We start from the raw sequence: 17,370 nt of genomic DNA, 5'->3' as shown, positions 1-17,370 counted from the left end.
TTGCTCCGATGTCGGACCATCCGAAAGTCAGCATCGTCATGCCCGTCTATAACGGCGGGACTTATTTCGAACTGGCGCTCCAGAGCGCACTCGCGCAAACTTACGAGAACGTTGAGATCGTCATCGTCAACGACGGCTCGACCGACGGAGGCGTCACCGACGCTGTGGCGCGGCGCTATGCCGAGCGGCACCCGGACAAGATTCGCTACTTCCATCAATCGAACACGGGCGTCGCCGGTGCCCTGAACAAGGCGGTCGAGGAACTCACAGGCGACTTCTTCTGCTGGCTCAGCCACGACGACCTCTACGCGCCCGAGAAGACGGCCGTCCAAGTCGCCTTCTGGCAGCGATTGGGGCGGCCGGACGCCATGTTGATCTCGAACTACACCCTCATCGATTCCGATGGGAAGCAGTTCGCAAACGTGCAGTTCGACCATGAGCAGTTCAAGCGCTCGCCGATGGTGCCGCTGTTTCGCGGCGCCGTGAACGGCTGCACCGTCTTCATCCCCATCGGCCTGCTGCGCGCCATCCCGGGTCCGTTCGACCTCAGTCGCCGCTTTACCCAAGACTTCCAACTCTGGCGGCAGCTCATTCGGCAGACCGACTTCTTCCACGTGCCGCAGTCGCTCGTCCACTACCGCGTCCATCCAAGCCAGGATTCGCAGCGCCCGGACATCGCCGAAGAGGGCGAGACCCTTTGGCGGGCCATGATCGACGGGACGACCGAGATCGAGCGTGCGCAGATGTACGGCAGTTCGTGGCGCTTCTACGAGGAGACGCGCAAAATCCTGGCGCCGACGACTTACGTCAGCACCGTGCGGCATTTGGAGGAGCAGCGGGACCGCTGCTTCTCCAAGACCCTCGTCTCCGTCGTGATGCCCTTCTACAACGAGATCGGTCTGGTTCGCCGGGCCCTGGAGAGCATTCTCGCGCAGACCTACCCTCACCTCGACGTCGTCCTCGTGGATGACGGCTCGACAGAGGCGATGGATGATCTTTTGCGCGACGTGGGCTCCGACGCCCGGGTGCAGCTCTTCCATATTCCCAATGGCGGCCCGGGTGCGGCGCGCAACTTCGGCCTCAGCCGCTGCCAGGGCGACTACGTCGCCTTTCTCGATGCCGACGACCTGTTCCTGCCCAACAAGATCGAGGTGCAGCTCCGCGCGATGATGCAGCAGGGGGCTGTCGCCTCGCACACCTCCTACCTCGTCGTCGATGAGGGGGTGGCCGGCGTCAGCGTGATCGAGTCCGGCCTTGCATCCGGGCGGATCTATCCGAGAATCATCTCGAACTGCCCGATCGCGACGCCGACGGTGATGCTGCATCGACTTGTTGTTGCGGAGGGGTTCGTGTTCGCGGATGCGGCCCTCGCGGAGGACGTCGTTGCCTGGGTCGATCTGAGCGTGCGGCACGACATCCTCGGATTGAACGAGGTGCTGACCGTCGTGGAGCGCGATGCCGGCACGGCATCGCGGCACGTGAATAAGAGTATGGACGGCCTGCAGAACCTGCTGCGCCGGTTCGGCAACGATCCCGTCCATGGACGGCAGGTTGAGCAATTGAGGGCACTCGAGGACGGTGTCCGGTACCTGCGGTCACTCAAGGCGGCCGGCATGGAACATCTCCCGCTCGGCACTGCCAGCGAAGCGCAGCGTCTCTCGCATCAGAAGGTCCTCATCGCCTCTCACGAGCAACTCACCGCCCGCGGTGTGAAGACCGCCCACGAGATGTTGCATTGGGCGAATGCGCTCAACCCAACGATCGATACCCTGGTCGCGCTCGGGATCTCGAATACGGCCCGGGGCCAGCCCCAACGTGCCATCGAGGTCTTCGATCAAGCGGTGGCCCTGGCTCCCGAGGGCGTACCCGCGCCGCTGCTGCATGTCCGTGCGATCGCCAAATGTCATCTCGGCCGCTTCGCGGACGCGCTTGTCGACATGCAAGGGGCCTGGGACAGGCAACCGCACAGCGAGAGCATCAGCTATGGGCTGGCTAGTCTCAAGGCCTATCTCGGTCGGCTGAACGAAGCCGAACGGCTCTTCTCGAAGCCCCTCACCGTGCCGCTCGACAACGGCAGCACGACCAACACCGTCACGCTTCGCTTCGATGAGCCCGACGCTGCGAGCTGCGATGCGTTTGACCGATTTTACAATCGTAAGGTGGATCTCGACCGAGCCGACCTGTCCGCGTGTCACGCCGCCTGCGAGGTTGTGTTTTGCTTCTGCTGCGACGTGACGTATTTCCACACCTTCGCCGCAGCGGTGCTCGCGTCAATCCAACGGAACGCTGGTGTCACGGCCGGCCTGCACATCCACATCATCAATCCCAGCGAGGAGATCGCAGCGCCGTTGGCGCAACTCCGCGCCCAGGCTGGCATCCCGCTTTCCATCTCGACCGAAACCGTCGATCTTTCAGCTTTCGACGAAACACAGCGCAAGACCTACTATGCCTGCGCACGCTTCCTCGCTCTTCCCGACATCATGCAAGCAATCGGGCGTCCCTTCCTGCTGACGGATGCCGATCAGCTTGTGGTTCGGCCCGTGGGGGATTTGCTTGAGGCGATGCGGGGCGCGGATGCGGGCCTGCTGGTGTTCCCGCAGGCGGCCCTCAACATCCTGTCGCTTGTCTCAGCCTCTGTGGTGTTCGTCGGTCGCGGCCCCGTTGCTGCATCCTTCTTCGGGCGCATCGCGCGCTATCTTGCCTCGTTGCTGGCACGTCCGGACCGAGCGCAGTGGCATCTCGATCAGGCTGCGCTCGCCGTCGCCTATGTCGCTAAAGACAACGCGAAGGTCCGGACATTCGCGCCTGATGTCATGCATTCCAAATTGTATGACGGAGAGCAGATTGGCCTTGGTAGCAGTACATTTTGGTCAGTAACCTACTCAATACCCGAAAATAGAAATAAGATAAATAGCACAATGTTTTCCGATTTCAGGGCTATGATAAAATGAAATATATTCTCAGTATGAAATCGTTGATCGGCTCGTTCCGCTCAAGATAGCGCCGGGCGGATGGGCGCTCATTTCTCACTTCTTTCAAATCCCTGAATGGTTCGGAGCTACGACATGGCATTAAACCGGATACTCCCACCTGAAGACTGCGCACGGCACGTTTCGAACTTGTTGCTCGGGCCGGAGCCGGCTTTCCTCGGTCGGCTCGGCGGCGTCGATACCAACGCGGCTGTCTTCACCCAGGGTACTTCTTCCGGCTCCGATGCCTTCCTCAACGCTAAGAAGGAGCTGGAGATCTATACGGGTTACTACGATACGTGCAGCGACACTTCACGAGTTCCCGAATTTCTCAGCCTGCTCACGAAATCCTACCGAGCCTCCGATACCTTGTCGGTCGGCCACGCATACTTGATCGCCCCGTTCTTTCCCGAAATTATCGATTTTCCTCCCCCGCCCGAATCGGCCGTAGAAAGATGTGAGCACTGGGTACGAGAGGTCATCGGTGCAGACCGCACCATGACGCTCATTCCCTACAATTTCATTGAGCGGCTTGTTGCTGGTGGGCCGTCTTTGCTCTCGGTTTTTAGTGAGGCTCTCGTAGGAAAGAAGGTCCTCGCAATCACTCCATTTTCCGAAACAATCCAGGATCAGCATCCAAATCGGCACCAGTTTTTCAAGAACTACGAATACCCTGAGTTTGATTTGCTGACGTATACGACTCCTATTACGTATCACGGGCTGCCCGCTGAGTTTTTCCCGGACCAGGATTGGTTCTCGACTCTGGAGCGGATGAAGCGCGAAATATCAGCTATAGACTTCGATATTGCTTTGCTGGCTTGTGCGTCATACGCGACGCCGCTGGGGGCATTCATACAGGACGATTTAGGAAAAAAAGCAGTATATGTTGGGGGCGTTCTTCAGCTTTTCTTTGGAATAATGGGGCGTAGATTTAATACGACCTTCTACAATTCACAAATCAACCCAGAGATATTCGTCCGGCCACGTGAAGCACAGAAATTCATAGAGAAGGTCAATGAATGGAGTGACAGTCCAACCGAGGCCTTTGGAGCCTACTTCTGATAAATTTCGGCCGAGAGACCTGCGTTCCGGCAAGCGTGCCGTTCGTTGGTACTGAATGAGCCATAGGGAAGATCTTAAGAGCGTCTAGCAGGCTGCTGAAAAAGTCTGGGGCACAGTTCGGTTTGGGGGATTGCCGCTGCGTTTTCGAAGATCGCCCATCCTGAAGAGGCCCGCCCCGGTGGCGGTGATGGTGCCGCGGCGCGCGGGACGCGCCTCGGTCCAGCCTGGGTCGCCCCTCTCGCCTAGGCCTCGATCAACGTGCCATCGACGGAGAAGTGGTCGCTCGACGGGAGCCGCTTGACCGGCTTCAGCGCCGGCAGGCCCGACAGGAAGGCGCGGGCGACCTCCGCTTCCAGCAGTCGGTCGCGATTGTGCGTGAACACCGTCGGATGCCAGACCGCGGCATCCATCTTCTGGCCGACGAACCACCGGAACAGCAGATTGTCGTCGATCTGCTCCATCCGCATCCGCGCGGAGCGCACCGAGAAGAACGCCTGCAGCGGGATCGAGGGCCGCCCCATCTGGGAACACAGCGCCTCGAAGTGTCCGTTCGGCCCGGCCAGGACCTCGTCGGCTAAAGCCCGGATAGGCCGGAGCGGATGATCTGCCGGAACGCGTTCCTCCAGGCGAACTGAGCTGAACAGGCTCTCCGACCGTTCCTCACGCCCACGCATCGCCCGACCTCACACCTGTCTCGGACAGAGAGAGTCATCTCCGCGACAAGCTTGCCAGCGACTTCTTCAGCAGCCTGCTAGAAATCCATGGAGGCCGAGAGCAGAACGGTCCGCGGCGCCCCCTGGCTCAGGATGCCCCGCCCCGTCGAGGCCCAGTAGTTGTTGCCCGTCACATTGACGACGTTCGCCCGGAGCGTAAGCGGATGATCCTGGAACACGGTGGCGTAGCGCAGACCGAGATCGAGCGTCGCCCAGTCGGGGATCTTCTGGCTGTTGGCGAGATCGTAGTACTGCGCCGAGGTGTAGATCACCCGGCCGCTCAGGCTCAGGCCCGGCAGCAGGTCGTACTCGCCGTAGAGGTTGAGCTGAACGTCCGGGACGCCGACGGCGATGCGCCCGACATTGGCCGGGTTCTGCGAGCGCACCTGCACGCCGTCGAGCAGGCTGACGCCGCCGAGCAGGCGCAGGCCCGGCGCCGGCTCGCCGAAGACCGTCAGCTCGACGCCGCTGTTGCGCTGGCGCCCATCGACCGAGAATAGCTGGGTGGCCGTGTCGAGGAAGCCGAAGGGCTGCTCGATCTCGAAGGCGGCAAAGCCGACGCCGACGGTGCCGAAATCGTACTTGGCGCCGACCTCGGTCTGCCGCGACACGGCGGCCGGAAAGGCTTCGTTGGCGTTGCGCGCGGCGATCGGCGGGGCCGGCGAGGTCAGTCCCTCGATGTAGTTGGCGTAGAGGGAGAGCCGCTCCAACGGCTTCACCACGAGGCCGAGGCCCGGCGAGAAGGCGCCGCTCTCGCTCGCGCCGGTGCGGAAACCGGTGGTCTGGTTGTAGGCGTTCACGTCGAGGCTCTGCCAGCGTCCCCCGACGGTGAGCAGGATCCGGTCGTCGAGGATCGACGTCGTGTCGGCGATGGCGATGCTGCGGTTGATGCGGCTCGAGGTGCGCGGCGTCGCGTTCGACAGGCCGACGGTCGAGCGCGGGGCGACGTAGACCGGATCGTAGAGGTTCGACACGATCGTCGCTCCGACGACCTGCGCCGTCGGCTGGGCGAGATCCTGCCAGAAGCCGACCGCGGCGAGGCCGAAGCTATGCTTGACCGGCCCCGTCTCGAACGTGCCGCGCAGGCCGGCCTCCGCGGTCTGGTTGACGATGAGGAACGGCAGGTAGCTGATCGGGTCGCGGTAGTCGCCGCGGGTGTTGAAGATCGTCAGGACGCCGCCGAAATATTCCTGCCGGAAGTTGGAGCGCCCGTAGGCGCCGTACAGCGTCAGGTCCGGCGTCAGGTCGTACTCGACCCGGGTGGCGAGTTGCCGATTGGCGCTGTCGCGGAATTCCCAGGGCTGGTGCTGGTTCAGGGTCAGGTCGGGCGCCCGGGGGATGCGCACCCCCGCCGCCACGTTGCGGTTGCGCAGGGGCGACTGGAAGTCGAGCTCCTGGTAGCCGAGATCGAGGCTCGCCCGCAGGCGCTCGCCGCGGTAGTCGAGTGCGAGCGCGGCGACGCCGAAATGGATGGACTGGTTGTCGATCGGCGTGCGGCCGTTGTTGACGGCGCCGTTGAAGCGGATGCCCCATTCCTTCGCCTCGCCGAAGCGGCGGCTGACGTCGATCGCCTTGTAGATCTGGGCGTCGTTGCCGTAGCCCAGCGTGACGCGGGTCAGCGGCTCCTCCCCGGCGCGCTTCGGGATCAGGTTGATGATGCCGCCGATATTGCCGAAGGGGGGAACGCCGGAGAGCAGGGTCGAGGGGCCGCGCAGCACCTCCACGCGCTCAATCGGTTCGATGGCAGGGTTGAACGCGTCGGCGACGCCGAACAGGCCGTTGAAGGCGATGTCCTGCGCGAAGACGGGGAAGCCGCGCACGAAGAAGCCGAGGATGCCGGAGAAGGCCGGCACGTTGGTGCGGATCGACGGGTCGTTGTTGACCACGTCCTGGACGTTGCGCGCCTGCTGGTCGCGGATAAGCTTCTCGGTATAGCTGGTCGAGCTGAACGGCTGGTCGAAGACGTTGCGGTTGCCCAGCAGGCCGAGCCGCGAGCCGTAGCCGACCACGCCGCCGGGATAGGCGGGCGGGGGCGGGCCGACGACGGCATTGCGGTTCGCCGGCACGGGTTTGCCGCCGCCGCTGCCCGCGACGGAGATCTCCTCGATCCGCACCTCCTCCTGCGCGGCCGCGCCGGAGACGCAGCCGGCCGCCACCACCACAGCGAGACAGAGGCCGAGCCGCCGGTCCGGCCCCGTGGATGCGTATCCGGGATGCGCGTGTCCAGAGTACGACATGAGCATGCAACTCCTGAAGAGGCGAGGGGCGCAGGCGTCCCGCCGCAACGGCCTTCTTCGAGCGTCAGTCGGCCAGTCCAGCCCAAGGCGCAACTCCGATCCTTCTTAAAATATATCATGTGTTTGCAGCTGTTGCGGCGCCGCTACACGATTTAACTAGAATACTTCTAAGAAATACATGGATTTCTCAAGTCGTTCGACAATCGAGTCGGTCCTAGCAAGATTTTTGTGGGTCTGGCTAGGCCGCTGTGCCGATAGAACATCAGCCGACTCAGGACCGTAAGCTGCTCGGGCTGCGCACTACCGGACCGAGGCCGGACTCTGACATGACCGACGCACACGACAACGCAATCGAGGAAGCCAAGCGACTCGCCAGGGCCGAACTCGACGAATACCGGGAGCGCCGCCGCCGTGAGCGGGAGGCCCGCACCAAGGCTAATGAGACGGCAGAGGACGAGATTGCCCGCACCATCCTCCAGCGCCGAGAAGCCGAGGCCCGACAGGCAGAGACGAGCGCCGCGCAGGCCCGCTTCATGGAGGAACACCGCGCAAAGGTCGAGGCGATGCGCGCCGCCGAGCGGGCCGGAAGAGCATCCGGCGACTTCCGCCTCGGCCCAGCCGCACCACCGCCAGCCCGTCGCGTCGCCCAGTTGCTGCGCCAGCGCCTCGGCAACGAATTCGACTCGATCATCGCGGGCATCAAGGCGTGCGATTGGCGATCCTTCCAGAGCGAGGTGGGTCGCGTTCTTGTAGACGAGGAGTGCGAGCGCAAGCATCGTGAGCAGCAGGCTCGGGAAGCCGCGATGGCGGAGGCCGCACGGACCTTGCCGGAGCCGGAGGACGCCGCCGAAGCCGAGATCCTAGCTCGGCACGGTTTCGCGCCGCAGAGCCGAACCGCCTAGCTCGGCGCCTGAGCCCACTAAATCAACAGGAGGCATCAGGACGGCGGCGGAGTGCTGCGGGCATCTTGGATGGCTGCGGCACATCAGCGGGCGCTGGCGAGCTTCCCGTTGAATTTGGCTGGCTGGCACGTTCACGCTTGCCATGCGCTTACCAGCCGCCATTTCTGGTAAGCAGCGCCAGAAATGCAAAAGGGGCTAGATACTATCTAACCCCTTATTCCAGCTTATGAAGTTAATGGCGCGCCCGAAAGGATTCGAACCTCTGACCCCCAGATTCGTAGTCTGGTGCTCTATCCAGCTGAGCTACGGGCGCCTTTTTTACTTCCTGACACCCTTGGAGGGTGCTCCTCTTCTTTCTTGGTCGGAGTGGCAGGATTTGAACCTGCGACCCCCACGTCCCGAACGTGGTGCGCTACCAGACTGCGCTACACTCCGATGCCGGCCCCCGAAGGCCGACGAGCGGGCTTATAGCCGGCACTTTTCGTGGTCGCAAGCGGGTTGGGGCGCTTCGTGGCTGTTCTTGCGCGGCAAGGGCGGTTTTTCGCGCTCAAGACCTGGCTTTTTTGATAGTAAGCTGCTGATAAATATAGGAATTTAAAAATTATCATTTTGCGCGGCCGCATCGCGGCATAGCAGGGTGGTGCCCTGACGCGTCCTTCGCGAGACGGTTCCCTGTCGCGCCTGGGCGCCAGGGCGGGAACGGCCGGCATCTGAGCGACCACGTGACACCCTGTTGGTTGGCCCTGCAGTGACCGGTGACGGGCGCATCGCCCTTGTGACGGGGTTTACCGGCTTGGTGGGGGGGCAAGAGCGCTCGTGTCTCGACTTGCGGCTGGCCAGCGCCTCGGGCGACCCGCTCCGCTGCCAGGGCACGGTCGAGATGATCCGTCGAACAGGCGGCTCCCTCCTTCGAATTGTGATCTGAAACGCAAAAGGGCGGCACACCGGTGCCGCCCTTGATCAGACCTGCCTCGAAAATCAGGCGTAGACGCTGCTCGGTGCCTGCGGGAACCTCTCGGCGAGCGCCCGACGCAGCTTCTCCAGGGCACGGTTCTCGATCTGCCGGACGCGCTCCTTCGAAATGCCGAGGCGGTGACCCAGCGCTTCCAGGGTCGCCTGATCCTCGGCGAGGCGTCGTTCCCGCAGGATCCGTAACTCGCGCTCGGAGAGCACCGTCAGGGCCTGTCGCAGCCAGACCAGCCGTCGCTCGCCATCGACCAGGGCCGAGACCGTTTCGTCGGGCAGGGCAGCGTTGTCGACCAGAAAGTCCATGCGCTCGGAGGACGCTTCGCTCTCCTCGCCGACGGGCGCGTTCAGCGACATGTCGGGTCCCGACAGGCGCGCATCCATCAACGCCACGTCCTCGCGTGAGACGCCGATGGCGGTCGCGATCCGTCCGTGGATCTCGGAGCCGACCTGCTCCTCGGTCGATTGCATCAGCCGAGCGCGCAGGCGGCGCAGGTTGAAGAAGAGCGCCTTCTGCGCGGAACTCGTTCCGCCGCGCACGATCGACCAGTTGCGCAGGATGTAATCCTGGATCGAGGCGCGGATCCACCATGTGGCGTAGGTGGAGAAGCGGACTTCGCGTTCCGGCTCGAACCGGGCCGCCGCCTCCATCAGGCCGACATGACCCTCCTGCACGAGATCGGCCATCGGCAGGCCGTAATGGCGGAACCGGCCGGCGAGCGCGATCACAAGACGCATATGCGCGGAGATCAGACGGTGCAGGGCGCGCTCGTCGCGTGCTTCCTTCCAGGCCACCGCCAGCCCACGCTCTTCGTCCCTCGCAAGGAACGGCGCCTCCATCGCTGTTCGAATGAACTGACGCCGCATCCCCGCGATTTCTGCCATCCCCGCCTCTCTCGTTCGAGCATTCTTGGTTCGAGCGTTTCAGATCGGCTCGCATCAGTCCCGTCGGTCAGCGAAACGCCGGACCCGACCATGGGGCAAGCCATCCGTGGCAGAGGCACAACACATCCATGCGACGCTTGTTCCCTGCGGGCGCATGGCGTTGGAGACGAAAGGATCAAGAGCTGTACGGTCGCCGCATGAAAAAAGGGCCCGGCATAGCGCCGAGCCCTCTGGTTCGCACGTACGAATCGTGCAGCGGTCTGATTCGCTGCGCGAGCGCGTCTCAGGCGGCTTCTTCCTGTACGTCGTCCTCGCCCTCGGCATCGGCTTCCGCATCGGCCTTGGCGCGGCGCGGCGATTTCGCGAGGCTCTGCTCTATCAGCTTGAGCGCTTCGGTCTCGGTGATCTTGTTCACCGAGGAGATCTCGCGCACGACGCGGTCCAGGGCGGCCTCGTAGAGCTGACGCTCGCTGTAGGACTGCTCGGGCTGGGCCTCGGAGCGGTAGAGGTCGCGCACCACCTCGGTGACCGAGATGAGGTCGCCGGAATTGATCTTCGCCTCGTACTCCTGGGCGCGGCGCGACCACATCGTGCGCTTGATGCGGGCGCGGCCGGTCAGCACGTCGAGGGCCTTCTTGACGAGTTCCGGCTCGGCGAGCTTGCGCATGCCGACACTGTTGGCCTTCGCGGTGGGAACGCGCAGGACCATCTTGTCCTTTTCGAACGAGACGACGAACAGTTCGAGCTTGTAGCCCGCGATCTCCTGCTCTTCGATCGCAGTGATCCGCCCGACGCCGTGCGCCGGATACACGACCGCCTCGCCGGTCTTGAAGCCTTGGCGGCCTGCTACCGTCGTCTTCTTGGCTGTGGTCATGCGGAATGAGCCTCCACTGTCATCCACGCGGGGCGCGTCCACGCCCGCACGCTCGTCACCTCCGGGGCGGGACACCCGGCGCATGCCTCTGTCCGGCGGCGCACCATTGAGGCGCTGGCCGGTTCCCGGGCTCTCGCGTTGCTCACACCACACGAAGGCACCCGCCGGGAGCGAGATGCTTCCGGCGGTCGATCGCAGCCAACCTCTTTTCCAGGAAGACGGAACTCGCTTTGAAGGCGATCAGGAGGGGGCGCATCGAGCGTGAGCGACGGCGAGCCCTCATGTAACACGAACGGGCCGGCGAATCAAAGGATTGCCAGCGCGCGGGCGCATCTCCGCATGGGAGGATCGAAGGTTTTGCACGGATCGAAAAGAGCGGCGCCGGGGCTTCCGGCGGATCTTTCGAGGGAGGCCGTGATGCGTTCGGATGATCGCCCCGGATGAACCGCCTGCGACGAGAGGCCGCCGCGTTTCCCGAGCCTGTGCCGCCGCGCTGCCGGTGAGCGCAGGGCGGAGGGGCTCAGTCGCCGGAGCCGGGATTGGGCGAGAAATGCGCCTCCAGCTTGCCACCCACGCCATCCCACTGCTTGGCGTCGGAAGGGGCGTCCTTCTTCTGGGTGATGTTGGGCCAGGTCTTGGCGTAGTCGGCGTTGAGCTTCAGCCAGCCCTCCAGGTCGCCCTCGGTGTCGGGCTTGATCGCCTCGGCGGGGCATTCCGGTTCGCAGACGCCGCAATCGATGCATTCGTCGGGATGGATGACGAGCATGTTCTCGCCCTCGTAGAAGCAATCCACGGGGCACACCTCGACGCAGTCCATGTACTTGCACTTGATGCAGTTGTCGGTGACGACGTAGGTCATGGGCCGTTCGGTCCTTAAAATCCGCTTGCCTGGATGGGGGCTTGCCTGGGCCGGGGCGGGCGCGCTCCTCACCGGCTCGTCACCCGCTCGCGGATGCGATCCCCTCGTGCGGCGGTTTCAAGCGTTCCGGGCGCCGCCGCCGCCCGATTTGGAAGCGCTCTAGCCCTTGGCCGATGGGCTGACAAGCGCGCCTTGCCGCCCGCCCTCCCCTGCGCGGCGCGAAGGGTTTTCCGGCAACGCCTCCGCCCCCGTTCCCGATCCGGTGCGATCCCGCCTGCCGGCCGGAATTCGAAGTCGAGGCCCGGTGTTTAGATCTGCGTAGTCTTAGCCGTTGGTTAATTTTACTGTCTTTGACAATCGAGCTTGTTCGGAAAGCAACCTTGGCCGCACTCTGTACGTCGAATGGCATGCCACGCTGAGGTCCGCACGGGACTCGCAGGCGCCCCGAAATCGTATCGAAGTCGCGTTCCGAGGTTGTTCCATGGCCACCCCCCTGCCCCGCTCGAGCCTGTTCCCTTCTCTTGCCGTCGCCGCCGTCTCGGCGGTCGCCATGGCCGCGCCCGCGCAGGCCGGGGGCGGCTGCGTCAGCGCCGAGTGCTACCGCCGCGTCGTGACGCCGCCGGTCTACGACACCGTCGCGGAGCGGGTGCTGGTCCAGCCGCCGCGCACCGTCTACCGCACCACGCCGCCGATCTACGACACGGTGTCCGAGCGGGTGCTGATCGCCCCTGGAGCGCGCCGCTGGGAGACGCGCACAGATGCCTACGGCCAACTCGTCGGTTGCTGGGTGGCCACGCCGCCGCGCTACGCCGTGCAGACCCGCCGCGTGCTGGTGCGGCCGCCGGAGGCGATCCCCCACACGCTGCCGCCGGTCTACACCACCACGCAGCGCCGGGTGCTGGTGCAGCCCGCCCGCGCCGCCTGGGTGCCCGCGGGCGGCCCCGATTTCGGTGCCGGTCCCGGTTATGGTCCCCTTGGGGTCGGCTCGATCCCGGACGCCCTCGGCATCGCCGGCGCCTCCTCCGCGGATGTGGCGGTGGGCCTCGGCTTCTCGCAGGGCAGCATCTACGACGGGTATTGAGGCCCGCTGCCGCGTCGGTCTCGGTCGCCGGCCTTGATTCAGGGCCGTGCCGCCGTAGCTCCCTTCCCGACATAAAACGGGAGGAGCGGACCATGGCGGCGTTCAGAGCCTGGGTGATCGAGAAGGGCGAGGCCGGCCAGAGCCTCGCCCTGCGCGACTTCGACGAGGCCGACCTGATGGACGGCGACGTCACCGTGCGGGTCACCCATTCGGGCCTGAACTACAAGGACGGGCTCGCCATGACCGGCCGGATGCCGGTGGTGCGCCGCTTCCCCATGATCCCCGGCATCGACTTCGCCGGCACCGTCGAGGCCTCGGCGCATCCAGACTACCGGGCCGGCGACGCCGTGGTGCTCACCGGCTGGGGCGTCGGCGAGACGCATCTCGGGGGGCTCGCCGAGCGCGCCCGGGTGCGTGGCGACTGGCTGGTGCCGCTGCCCGAAGGCCTGAGCCCGGCCGAGGCCATGGCGATCGGCACCGCGGGCTACACGGCAATGCTCTCGGTTCTCGCCCTGGAGCGGCACGGACTGACCCCCGAGGCCGGGCCGGCGCTGGTGACGGGGGCCTCCGGCGGCGTCGGTTCGGTGGCGGTGGCGCTCCTGAAGCGCGCCGGCTGGCACGTCATCGCCGCGACCGGCCGGGGCGGCGAGGCCGATTACCTGAGAGGTCTCGGCGCGGCCGAAATCCTGGAGCGCGAGGCGCTCGCGGGCGAGCCGCGCCCCCTGGCCAAGGAGCGCTGGGCCGCAGGCATCGACGCGGTCGGCGGCCGGGTGCTCGCCAACGCCCTATCAATGACGAAGGGCGGCGGTGCCATTGCCGCCTGCGGCAATGCCGGGGGCATGGACCTGCCGAGTTCGGTCGCGCCCTTCATCCTGCGCGGAGTCTCCCTGCTCGGCATCAACAGCGTGACGACGCCGCAAGGGCCCCGCCGCGAGGCCTGGGCACGGCTCGCGCGCGACCTCGACCGGGATCGGCTTAAAGTCATGACGCGGACGGTCTCCCTGGAGGAGGTGGGCGGCCTCGCCGAAACCCTGCTCGACGGTCAGGTGCGGGGCCGCACCGTCGTCACGATCGGTGGAACCGCGGCTTAGGCTTGGGCATTGCATATCTTATGAGCAGAGCATTCGTCCGTGAGCCGGAAGGTGGCGAGGCCTTCGAGGATCTTCCCGATCGGCCCATCTCCTCCCACACCAACTATGTGACGCCCGAGGGCCTCGCACAGATCGACGCCGAGGTGGCGCGCTTGGAGGCGGAGCTGTCCAGCCTCTCGCCGCAGCAGGACAAGGCCGACCACAGCCGTGTCTCGCGCGATCTGCGCTATTGGACCGCGCGGAAGAACTCGGCCGAGCCGGTCGAGGCGTTCGAGGGCGAGACCGTGCGCTTCGGCGCAACGGTGACCGTGCTGCGCGAGGACGAGACCCGGCAGACGTTTCGGATCGTCGGCGAGGACGAGGCCGACCCGTCGGCCGGCTCGATCTCCTACGTCGCGCCGCTGGCTCGCGCGCTGACCGGCAAGGGGGTCGGCGACACCGTGACGGTGAACGACCACGAGTTCGAGATCGCCGAGATCCGCTGACCAAAAAAGTCAGGGGTTTCGAAAGGGCGAGCCGTTTCGCGGTTCCAGGGCGGAGCCCTGGGGGAGGAACGTTGGGGCGCTGCCCCAACACCCCGCCAAAGGGATGATCCGTTTGGAATCCCGGACCTGGATCAGGTGAACAGGCTCGACACGCTCGATTCCGTCGCCGTGCGCCCGATCGCCTCGCCGAGCAGCGGCGCGATCGAGATCACGCGGATGTTGCGGGCGAGCTTCACCGCCTGCGTCGGCAGGATCGAGTCGGTGATGACGAGTTCCTTCATCCGCGAGGCGGCGATGCGCGAGACCGCCCCGCCCGACAGCACCCCGTGGGTGATGTAGGCCGAGACCTCCTTGGCGCCCGCGTTGAGCAGGGCCTCGGCCGCGTTCACCAGCGTGCCGCCGGAATCGACGATGTCGTCCACGAGGATGCAGGACTGGCCCTCGACGTCGCCGATGATGTTCATCACCTCCGACTCGCCCGCCCGCTCGCGTCGCTTGTCGACGATGGCCAGCGACGCGTCGATGCGCTTGGCGAGCGCGCGCGCACGCACCACGCCGCCGACGTCGGGCGAGACCACCATGCGCTCGCCCGGGGCGAGACGCTCCTTGATGTCGCGCACCATCACGGGCGCCGCGAACAGGTTGTCGGTGGGGATGTCGAAGAAGCCCTGGATCTGTCCGGCGTGGAGATCGAGCGTCAACACCCGGTCGGCGCCGGCCTCGGTGATGAGGTTGCAGACGAGCTTGGCCGAGATCGGCGTGCGGCCCGAGGTGCGCCGATCCTGCCGGGCATAGCCGAAATAGGGGATCACCGCCGTGATGCGCCGTGCCGAGGACCGACGCGCCGCGTCGATCATGATCAGCAGCTCCATCAGGTGGTCGTTGGCCGGGAACGAGGTCGACTGGACGATGAACACGTCCTCGCCGCGCACGTTCTCCTGCAGCTCGACGAAGATCTCCATGTCGGCGAAGCGCCGGACCATGCAGTTCGCGAGCGGCAATTCGAGGTAGCCGGCGATCGCTTCCGCCAGCGGACGGCTCGCGTTGCCGGCGATGATCTTGATGGACGACGTCATGCCGGGCGTCTCTCGGCTCACTCTGCAAGTCATTCGCGGGACGCGACGCGAAACGATTACGTCCGAGACCGCACAAGCATCCGGCCGCGCGGCTCATACCAGTGGGGCCCAGCCCTCACAATGGCTTCGTTAGAAGGACTTCAAGGCGCGAGGCCCCGCCCCGCCCCCATCACGGTTCGAGCAGGCGGTGCAGATGGACGATGAAGTAGCGGGTCTGCGCGTTGTCGACGGTGGCCTGCGCCTTCGAGCGCCACGCGGTCTGGGCCGAGGCGTAGTCGGGAAAGACGCCGACGATGTCGAGATCCTTCACGTCGCGGAAGCGCACGCCCGAGACATCTTCCAGCTCGCCGCCGAACACGAGGTGGAGCTTCTGGTCCGAGTCGATCGTCGTGGTCACGCGTCTCTCCTGCGGGATTCTGGGGCCCGCCGGTGAGGCAGGAGCCGTGCCGCTCGGTCGCAGAGGCGGCCGGGCCGGTCAAGGTGCCTCACATGCAAGGAGGGGGTGATGCGGGGGCGGGACAGCGTCCGGCCGCGAACGGTCAGAACAGCGATCCTTGCCGCGCGGGTGGCTGCGGTGCGGCTTCCGCGGCCTTTGGAGTGGACTCGGACGTCGTCCGGCGGGGCGCGCGCTTCGGGCGCGGTGAGGGCGGGGCGCCGGCAAGGGGGCGCGCAACGGGGTCGTCGGGAGCATCCTCGGGGCGCGCAAAAATCGCGCCGTCGGCGAATTGCAGTTGGAACCGCGCGGCTTGGGCCGCTGCTGCGGCCGAGCGCACCGGCAGGCCGTCGGCATCGCGCACGAGTGCGTAGCCGCGGGCGAGCACGGCCTTGTAGCTCAGCGCCCCGAGCAGGCCGGTGAGCGCGTCGAGCCGGTCGCGGCGGCGCTCGACGATGCGGGTCATGGCGGTGCGCGGGCGGTGGTCGATGGCGGCGAGCCGTGCCCGCGCCTCGGCCAGCGCGATTGCCGGAGAGCGCCGGGTGAGGCGGTCGGCGAGGCGGTTCAGGCGCTCGCGGGAATCGCGGGCGTTGGCGGCGAGCGCCGGGCGCAGCCGTGCGTCGGCGAGGTCGAGGCGCTGGCGCTTGACGGCGAGGAAGGCGTCGGCGCCGGGGATCGCCCGCACCAGCGCCCGGAAATCCGCCCGCTCGCGCTCGATCCGCCGCAGCATCGTGCCCGCCTGCCGGGCGCCGAGTTCGTGAACCTGGGCGCTGAGTTCGGCCCGCACCGGCACCGCCATCTCGGCGGCGCCCGTGGGCGTCGGGGCGCGGCGGTCGGAGGCGAAGTCGATCAGCGTCGTGTCGGTCTCGTGGCCGACGGCGGAGATCAGGGGAATCTCGGACTCGGCGGCGGCACGCACCACCGCCTCCTCGTTGAAGGCCCAGAGATCCTCGATCGAGCCGCCGCCGCGGGCGACGATCAGCACGTCCGGCCGCGGGATCGGGCCGTCGGGGGATAGCGCGTTGAAGCCCCGGATCGCCGCGGCGATCTCCTCGGCCGCCCCCTCCCCCTGCACCCGCACCGGCCAGACCAGCACGGGGCGGGGAAAGCGGTCCTCCAGCCGGTGGAGGATGTCGCGGATCACCGCGCCGGTCGGCGAGGTGACGACGCCGATCACCCGCGGCAGGAACGGGATCGGCCGCTTCCGGTCCGCCTCGAACAGCCCCTCGGCGGCGAGCAGGCGCTTGCGCTCCTCCAGCAGCGCCATCCAGGCGCCGATGCCGGCGGGCTCCATCGAGTCGATGACGATCTGGTACGAGGACTTTCCGGCAAAGGTCGTGATCTTGCCGGTGGCGACGACCTCGAGCCCCTCCTTGGGCTTCTGGCGCAGCCGCCCGAGCACGCCCTTCCACACCACCGCGTCGATCTTCGCCGAGCCGTCTTTCAGCGAGAAATAGGCGTGGCCCGAGCCGTGCGGCCCGCGATAGCCGGTGATCTCGCCGCGCAGGCGCACATGACCGAAGGCGTCCTCCAGGGTGCGCTTGAGGGCGGCGGCAAGATCGCCGACCGACCATTCGGGCGTGTTGGCCTGGAGCAGCGCCGAGGGCGCCGGCTCCCCTGGCGGCGGCACGGCGGCGGCAGAGGTCGCAGGACGTGGCGGGGGCACGAGCGGCATGGGGCCGGACGCTAGGGAACGGGCCGGGTGAGGTAAAGGCCGACCGCGCGATCGGCTGGGGA

13 protein-coding genes, 2 tRNA genes and 1 pseudogene are annotated in these 17,370 nt (G+C 66.0%); 6 read left to right on the top strand and 10 right to left on the bottom strand.

Going from position 1 to position 17,370, the window contains the following annotated elements:
* Positions 1 to 8 precede the first annotated feature (8 nt).
* Both MKK50_RS08295 and MKK50_RS08290 read left to right on the top strand, forming a co-directional pair.
* Positions 9 to 2,951 (top strand): glycosyltransferase, encoded by a 2,943-nt coding sequence (locus MKK50_RS08295; protein WP_499021677.1) that lies wholly within the window; start codon positions 9 to 11, stop codon positions 2,949 to 2,951.
* 114 nt (positions 2,952 to 3,065) lie between these two features.
* Positions 3,066 to 4,031: a hypothetical protein gene (locus MKK50_RS08290; RefSeq protein ID WP_499021675.1), complete on the top strand. Its 966-nt coding sequence runs from the start codon at positions 3,066 to 3,068 to the stop codon at positions 4,029 to 4,031.
* 245 nt (positions 4,032 to 4,276) lie between these two features.
* Here the strand turns inward: MKK50_RS08290 and MKK50_RS08285 are convergent.
* Together MKK50_RS08285 and MKK50_RS08280 are read right to left on the bottom strand one after the other, a co-directional pair.
* A pseudogene (locus MKK50_RS08285) lies at positions 4,277 to 4,705 on the bottom strand (transposase); the annotation flags it as partial.
* Between the two features lie 77 nt (positions 4,706 to 4,782).
* Complete coding sequence (locus MKK50_RS08280; RefSeq protein WP_499021674.1) at positions 4,783 to 6,981, bottom strand: TonB-dependent receptor; 2,199 nt, start codon at positions 6,979 to 6,981, stop codon at positions 4,783 to 4,785.
* A gap of 326 nt (positions 6,982 to 7,307) precedes the next feature.
* On the opposite strand from MKK50_RS08280, the gene MKK50_RS08275 reads away from it, so the two are divergent.
* Complete coding sequence (locus tag MKK50_RS08275) at positions 7,308 to 7,883, top strand: hypothetical protein (RefSeq protein WP_253370171.1); 576 nt, start codon at positions 7,308 to 7,310, stop codon at positions 7,881 to 7,883.
* A gap of 236 nt (positions 7,884 to 8,119) precedes the next feature.
* Here the strand turns inward: MKK50_RS08275 and MKK50_RS08270 are convergent.
* The 5 genes from MKK50_RS08270 to fdxA form a co-directional block, all read right to left on the bottom strand.
* Positions 8,120 to 8,196, bottom strand: a tRNA-Arg gene (locus tag MKK50_RS08270).
* Between the two features lie 45 nt (positions 8,197 to 8,241).
* Positions 8,242 to 8,318 (bottom strand) — tRNA-Pro (locus MKK50_RS08265).
* A gap of 543 nt (positions 8,319 to 8,861) precedes the next feature.
* Positions 8,862 to 9,734 carry an RNA polymerase factor sigma-32 gene (locus tag MKK50_RS08260; protein ID WP_253370173.1) on the bottom strand — a complete coding sequence of 291 codons (873 nt, stop codon included), beginning with the start codon at positions 9,732 to 9,734 and terminating at the stop codon, positions 8,862 to 8,864.
* Between the two features lie 283 nt (positions 9,735 to 10,017).
* Complete coding sequence (locus MKK50_RS08255; RefSeq protein WP_060771135.1) at positions 10,018 to 10,608, bottom strand: CarD family transcriptional regulator; 591 nt, start codon at positions 10,606 to 10,608, stop codon at positions 10,018 to 10,020.
* A gap of 520 nt (positions 10,609 to 11,128) precedes the next feature.
* Positions 11,129 to 11,467: a ferredoxin FdxA gene (fdxA, locus tag MKK50_RS08250; RefSeq protein WP_253370176.1), complete on the bottom strand. Its 339-nt coding sequence runs from the start codon at positions 11,465 to 11,467 to the stop codon at positions 11,129 to 11,131.
* A 481-nt stretch (positions 11,468 to 11,948) separates the two neighbouring features.
* Here fdxA and MKK50_RS08245 point away from each other — a divergent pair, with 481 nt between their 5' ends.
* The 3 genes from MKK50_RS08245 (at position 11,949) to greA (ending at position 14,124) form a co-directional block, all read left to right on the top strand.
* Complete coding sequence (locus tag MKK50_RS08245; RefSeq protein ID WP_499021672.1) at positions 11,949 to 12,548, top strand: hypothetical protein; 600 nt, start codon at positions 11,949 to 11,951, stop codon at positions 12,546 to 12,548.
* A 92-nt stretch (positions 12,549 to 12,640) separates the two neighbouring features.
* The gene (gene acuI / locus MKK50_RS08240; protein WP_253370180.1) at positions 12,641 to 13,639 is read left to right on the top strand and encodes an acrylyl-CoA reductase (NADPH); all 999 of its coding nucleotides are present in this window, start codon (positions 12,641 to 12,643) and stop codon (positions 13,637 to 13,639) included.
* A gap of 20 nt (positions 13,640 to 13,659) precedes the next feature.
* Positions 13,660 to 14,124 carry a transcription elongation factor GreA gene (gene greA, locus MKK50_RS08235; RefSeq protein WP_253370182.1) on the top strand — a complete coding sequence of 155 codons (465 nt, stop codon included), beginning with the start codon at positions 13,660 to 13,662 and terminating at the stop codon, positions 14,122 to 14,124.
* A gap of 131 nt (positions 14,125 to 14,255) precedes the next feature.
* Here greA and MKK50_RS08230 read toward each other — a convergent pair whose 3' ends face one another.
* The 3 genes from MKK50_RS08230 to xseA all read right to left on the bottom strand — a co-directional run bounded on the left by MKK50_RS08230 (position 14,256) and on the right by xseA (position 17,308).
* Positions 14,256 to 15,200 carry a ribose-phosphate pyrophosphokinase gene (locus MKK50_RS08230; RefSeq protein WP_003599505.1) on the bottom strand — a complete coding sequence of 315 codons (945 nt, stop codon included), beginning with the start codon at positions 15,198 to 15,200 and terminating at the stop codon, positions 14,256 to 14,258.
* Positions 15,201 to 15,369: 169 nt separating this feature from the next.
* The gene (locus MKK50_RS08225) at positions 15,370 to 15,597 is read right to left on the bottom strand and encodes a DUF4170 domain-containing protein (protein ID WP_003599504.1); all 228 of its coding nucleotides are present in this window, start codon (positions 15,595 to 15,597) and stop codon (positions 15,370 to 15,372) included.
* A gap of 142 nt (positions 15,598 to 15,739) precedes the next feature.
* Positions 15,740 to 17,308 (bottom strand): exodeoxyribonuclease VII large subunit, encoded by a 1,569-nt coding sequence (gene xseA / locus MKK50_RS08220; RefSeq protein ID WP_499021670.1) that lies wholly within the window; start codon positions 17,306 to 17,308, stop codon positions 15,740 to 15,742.
* Positions 17,309 to 17,370 lie beyond the last annotated feature (62 nt).

Origin of the sequence: Methylobacterium sp. J-043 (genome assembly GCF_022829505.1) — a bacterium.
Lineage (GTDB): Bacteria > Pseudomonadota > Alphaproteobacteria > Rhizobiales > Beijerinckiaceae > Methylobacterium > Methylobacterium extorquens_A.
This window is presented reverse-complemented; position numbering and strand designations above follow the sequence as displayed.

What these genes read in the sequence shown, in the direction of transcription:
- MKK50_RS08245 (WP_499021672.1), top strand. Translation starts at nt 11,949, where the DNA reads ATGGCCACCCCCCTGCCCCGCTCGAGCCTGTTCCCTTCTCTTGCCGTC.
- MKK50_RS08255 (WP_060771135.1), bottom strand. Translation starts at nt 10,608, where the DNA reads ATGACCACAGCCAAGAAGACGACGGTAGCAGGCCGCCAAGGCTTCAAG.
- MKK50_RS08275 (WP_253370171.1), top strand. Translation starts at nt 7,308, where the DNA reads ATGACCGACGCACACGACAACGCAATCGAGGAAGCCAAGCGACTCGCC.
- xseA (WP_499021670.1), bottom strand. Translation starts at nt 17,308, where the DNA reads ATGCCGCTCGTGCCCCCGCCACGTCCTGCGACCTCTGCCGCCGCCGTG.
- greA (WP_253370182.1), top strand. Translation starts at nt 13,660, where the DNA reads ATGAGCAGAGCATTCGTCCGTGAGCCGGAAGGTGGCGAGGCCTTCGAG.
- MKK50_RS08260 (WP_253370173.1), bottom strand. Translation starts at nt 9,734, where the DNA reads ATGGCAGAAATCGCGGGGATGCGGCGTCAGTTCATTCGAACAGCGATG.
- fdxA (WP_253370176.1), bottom strand. Translation starts at nt 11,467, where the DNA reads ATGACCTACGTCGTCACCGACAACTGCATCAAGTGCAAGTACATGGAC.
- MKK50_RS08230 (WP_003599505.1), bottom strand. Translation starts at nt 15,200, where the DNA reads ATGACGTCGTCCATCAAGATCATCGCCGGCAACGCGAGCCGTCCGCTG.
- MKK50_RS08290 (WP_499021675.1), top strand. Translation starts at nt 3,066, where the DNA reads ATGGCATTAAACCGGATACTCCCACCTGAAGACTGCGCACGGCACGTT.
- MKK50_RS08280 (WP_499021674.1), bottom strand. Translation starts at nt 6,981, where the DNA reads ATGTCGTACTCTGGACACGCGCATCCCGGATACGCATCCACGGGGCCG.
- acuI (WP_253370180.1), top strand. Translation starts at nt 12,641, where the DNA reads ATGGCGGCGTTCAGAGCCTGGGTGATCGAGAAGGGCGAGGCCGGCCAG.
- MKK50_RS08295 (WP_499021677.1), top strand. Translation starts at nt 9, where the DNA reads ATGTCGGACCATCCGAAAGTCAGCATCGTCATGCCCGTCTATAACGGC.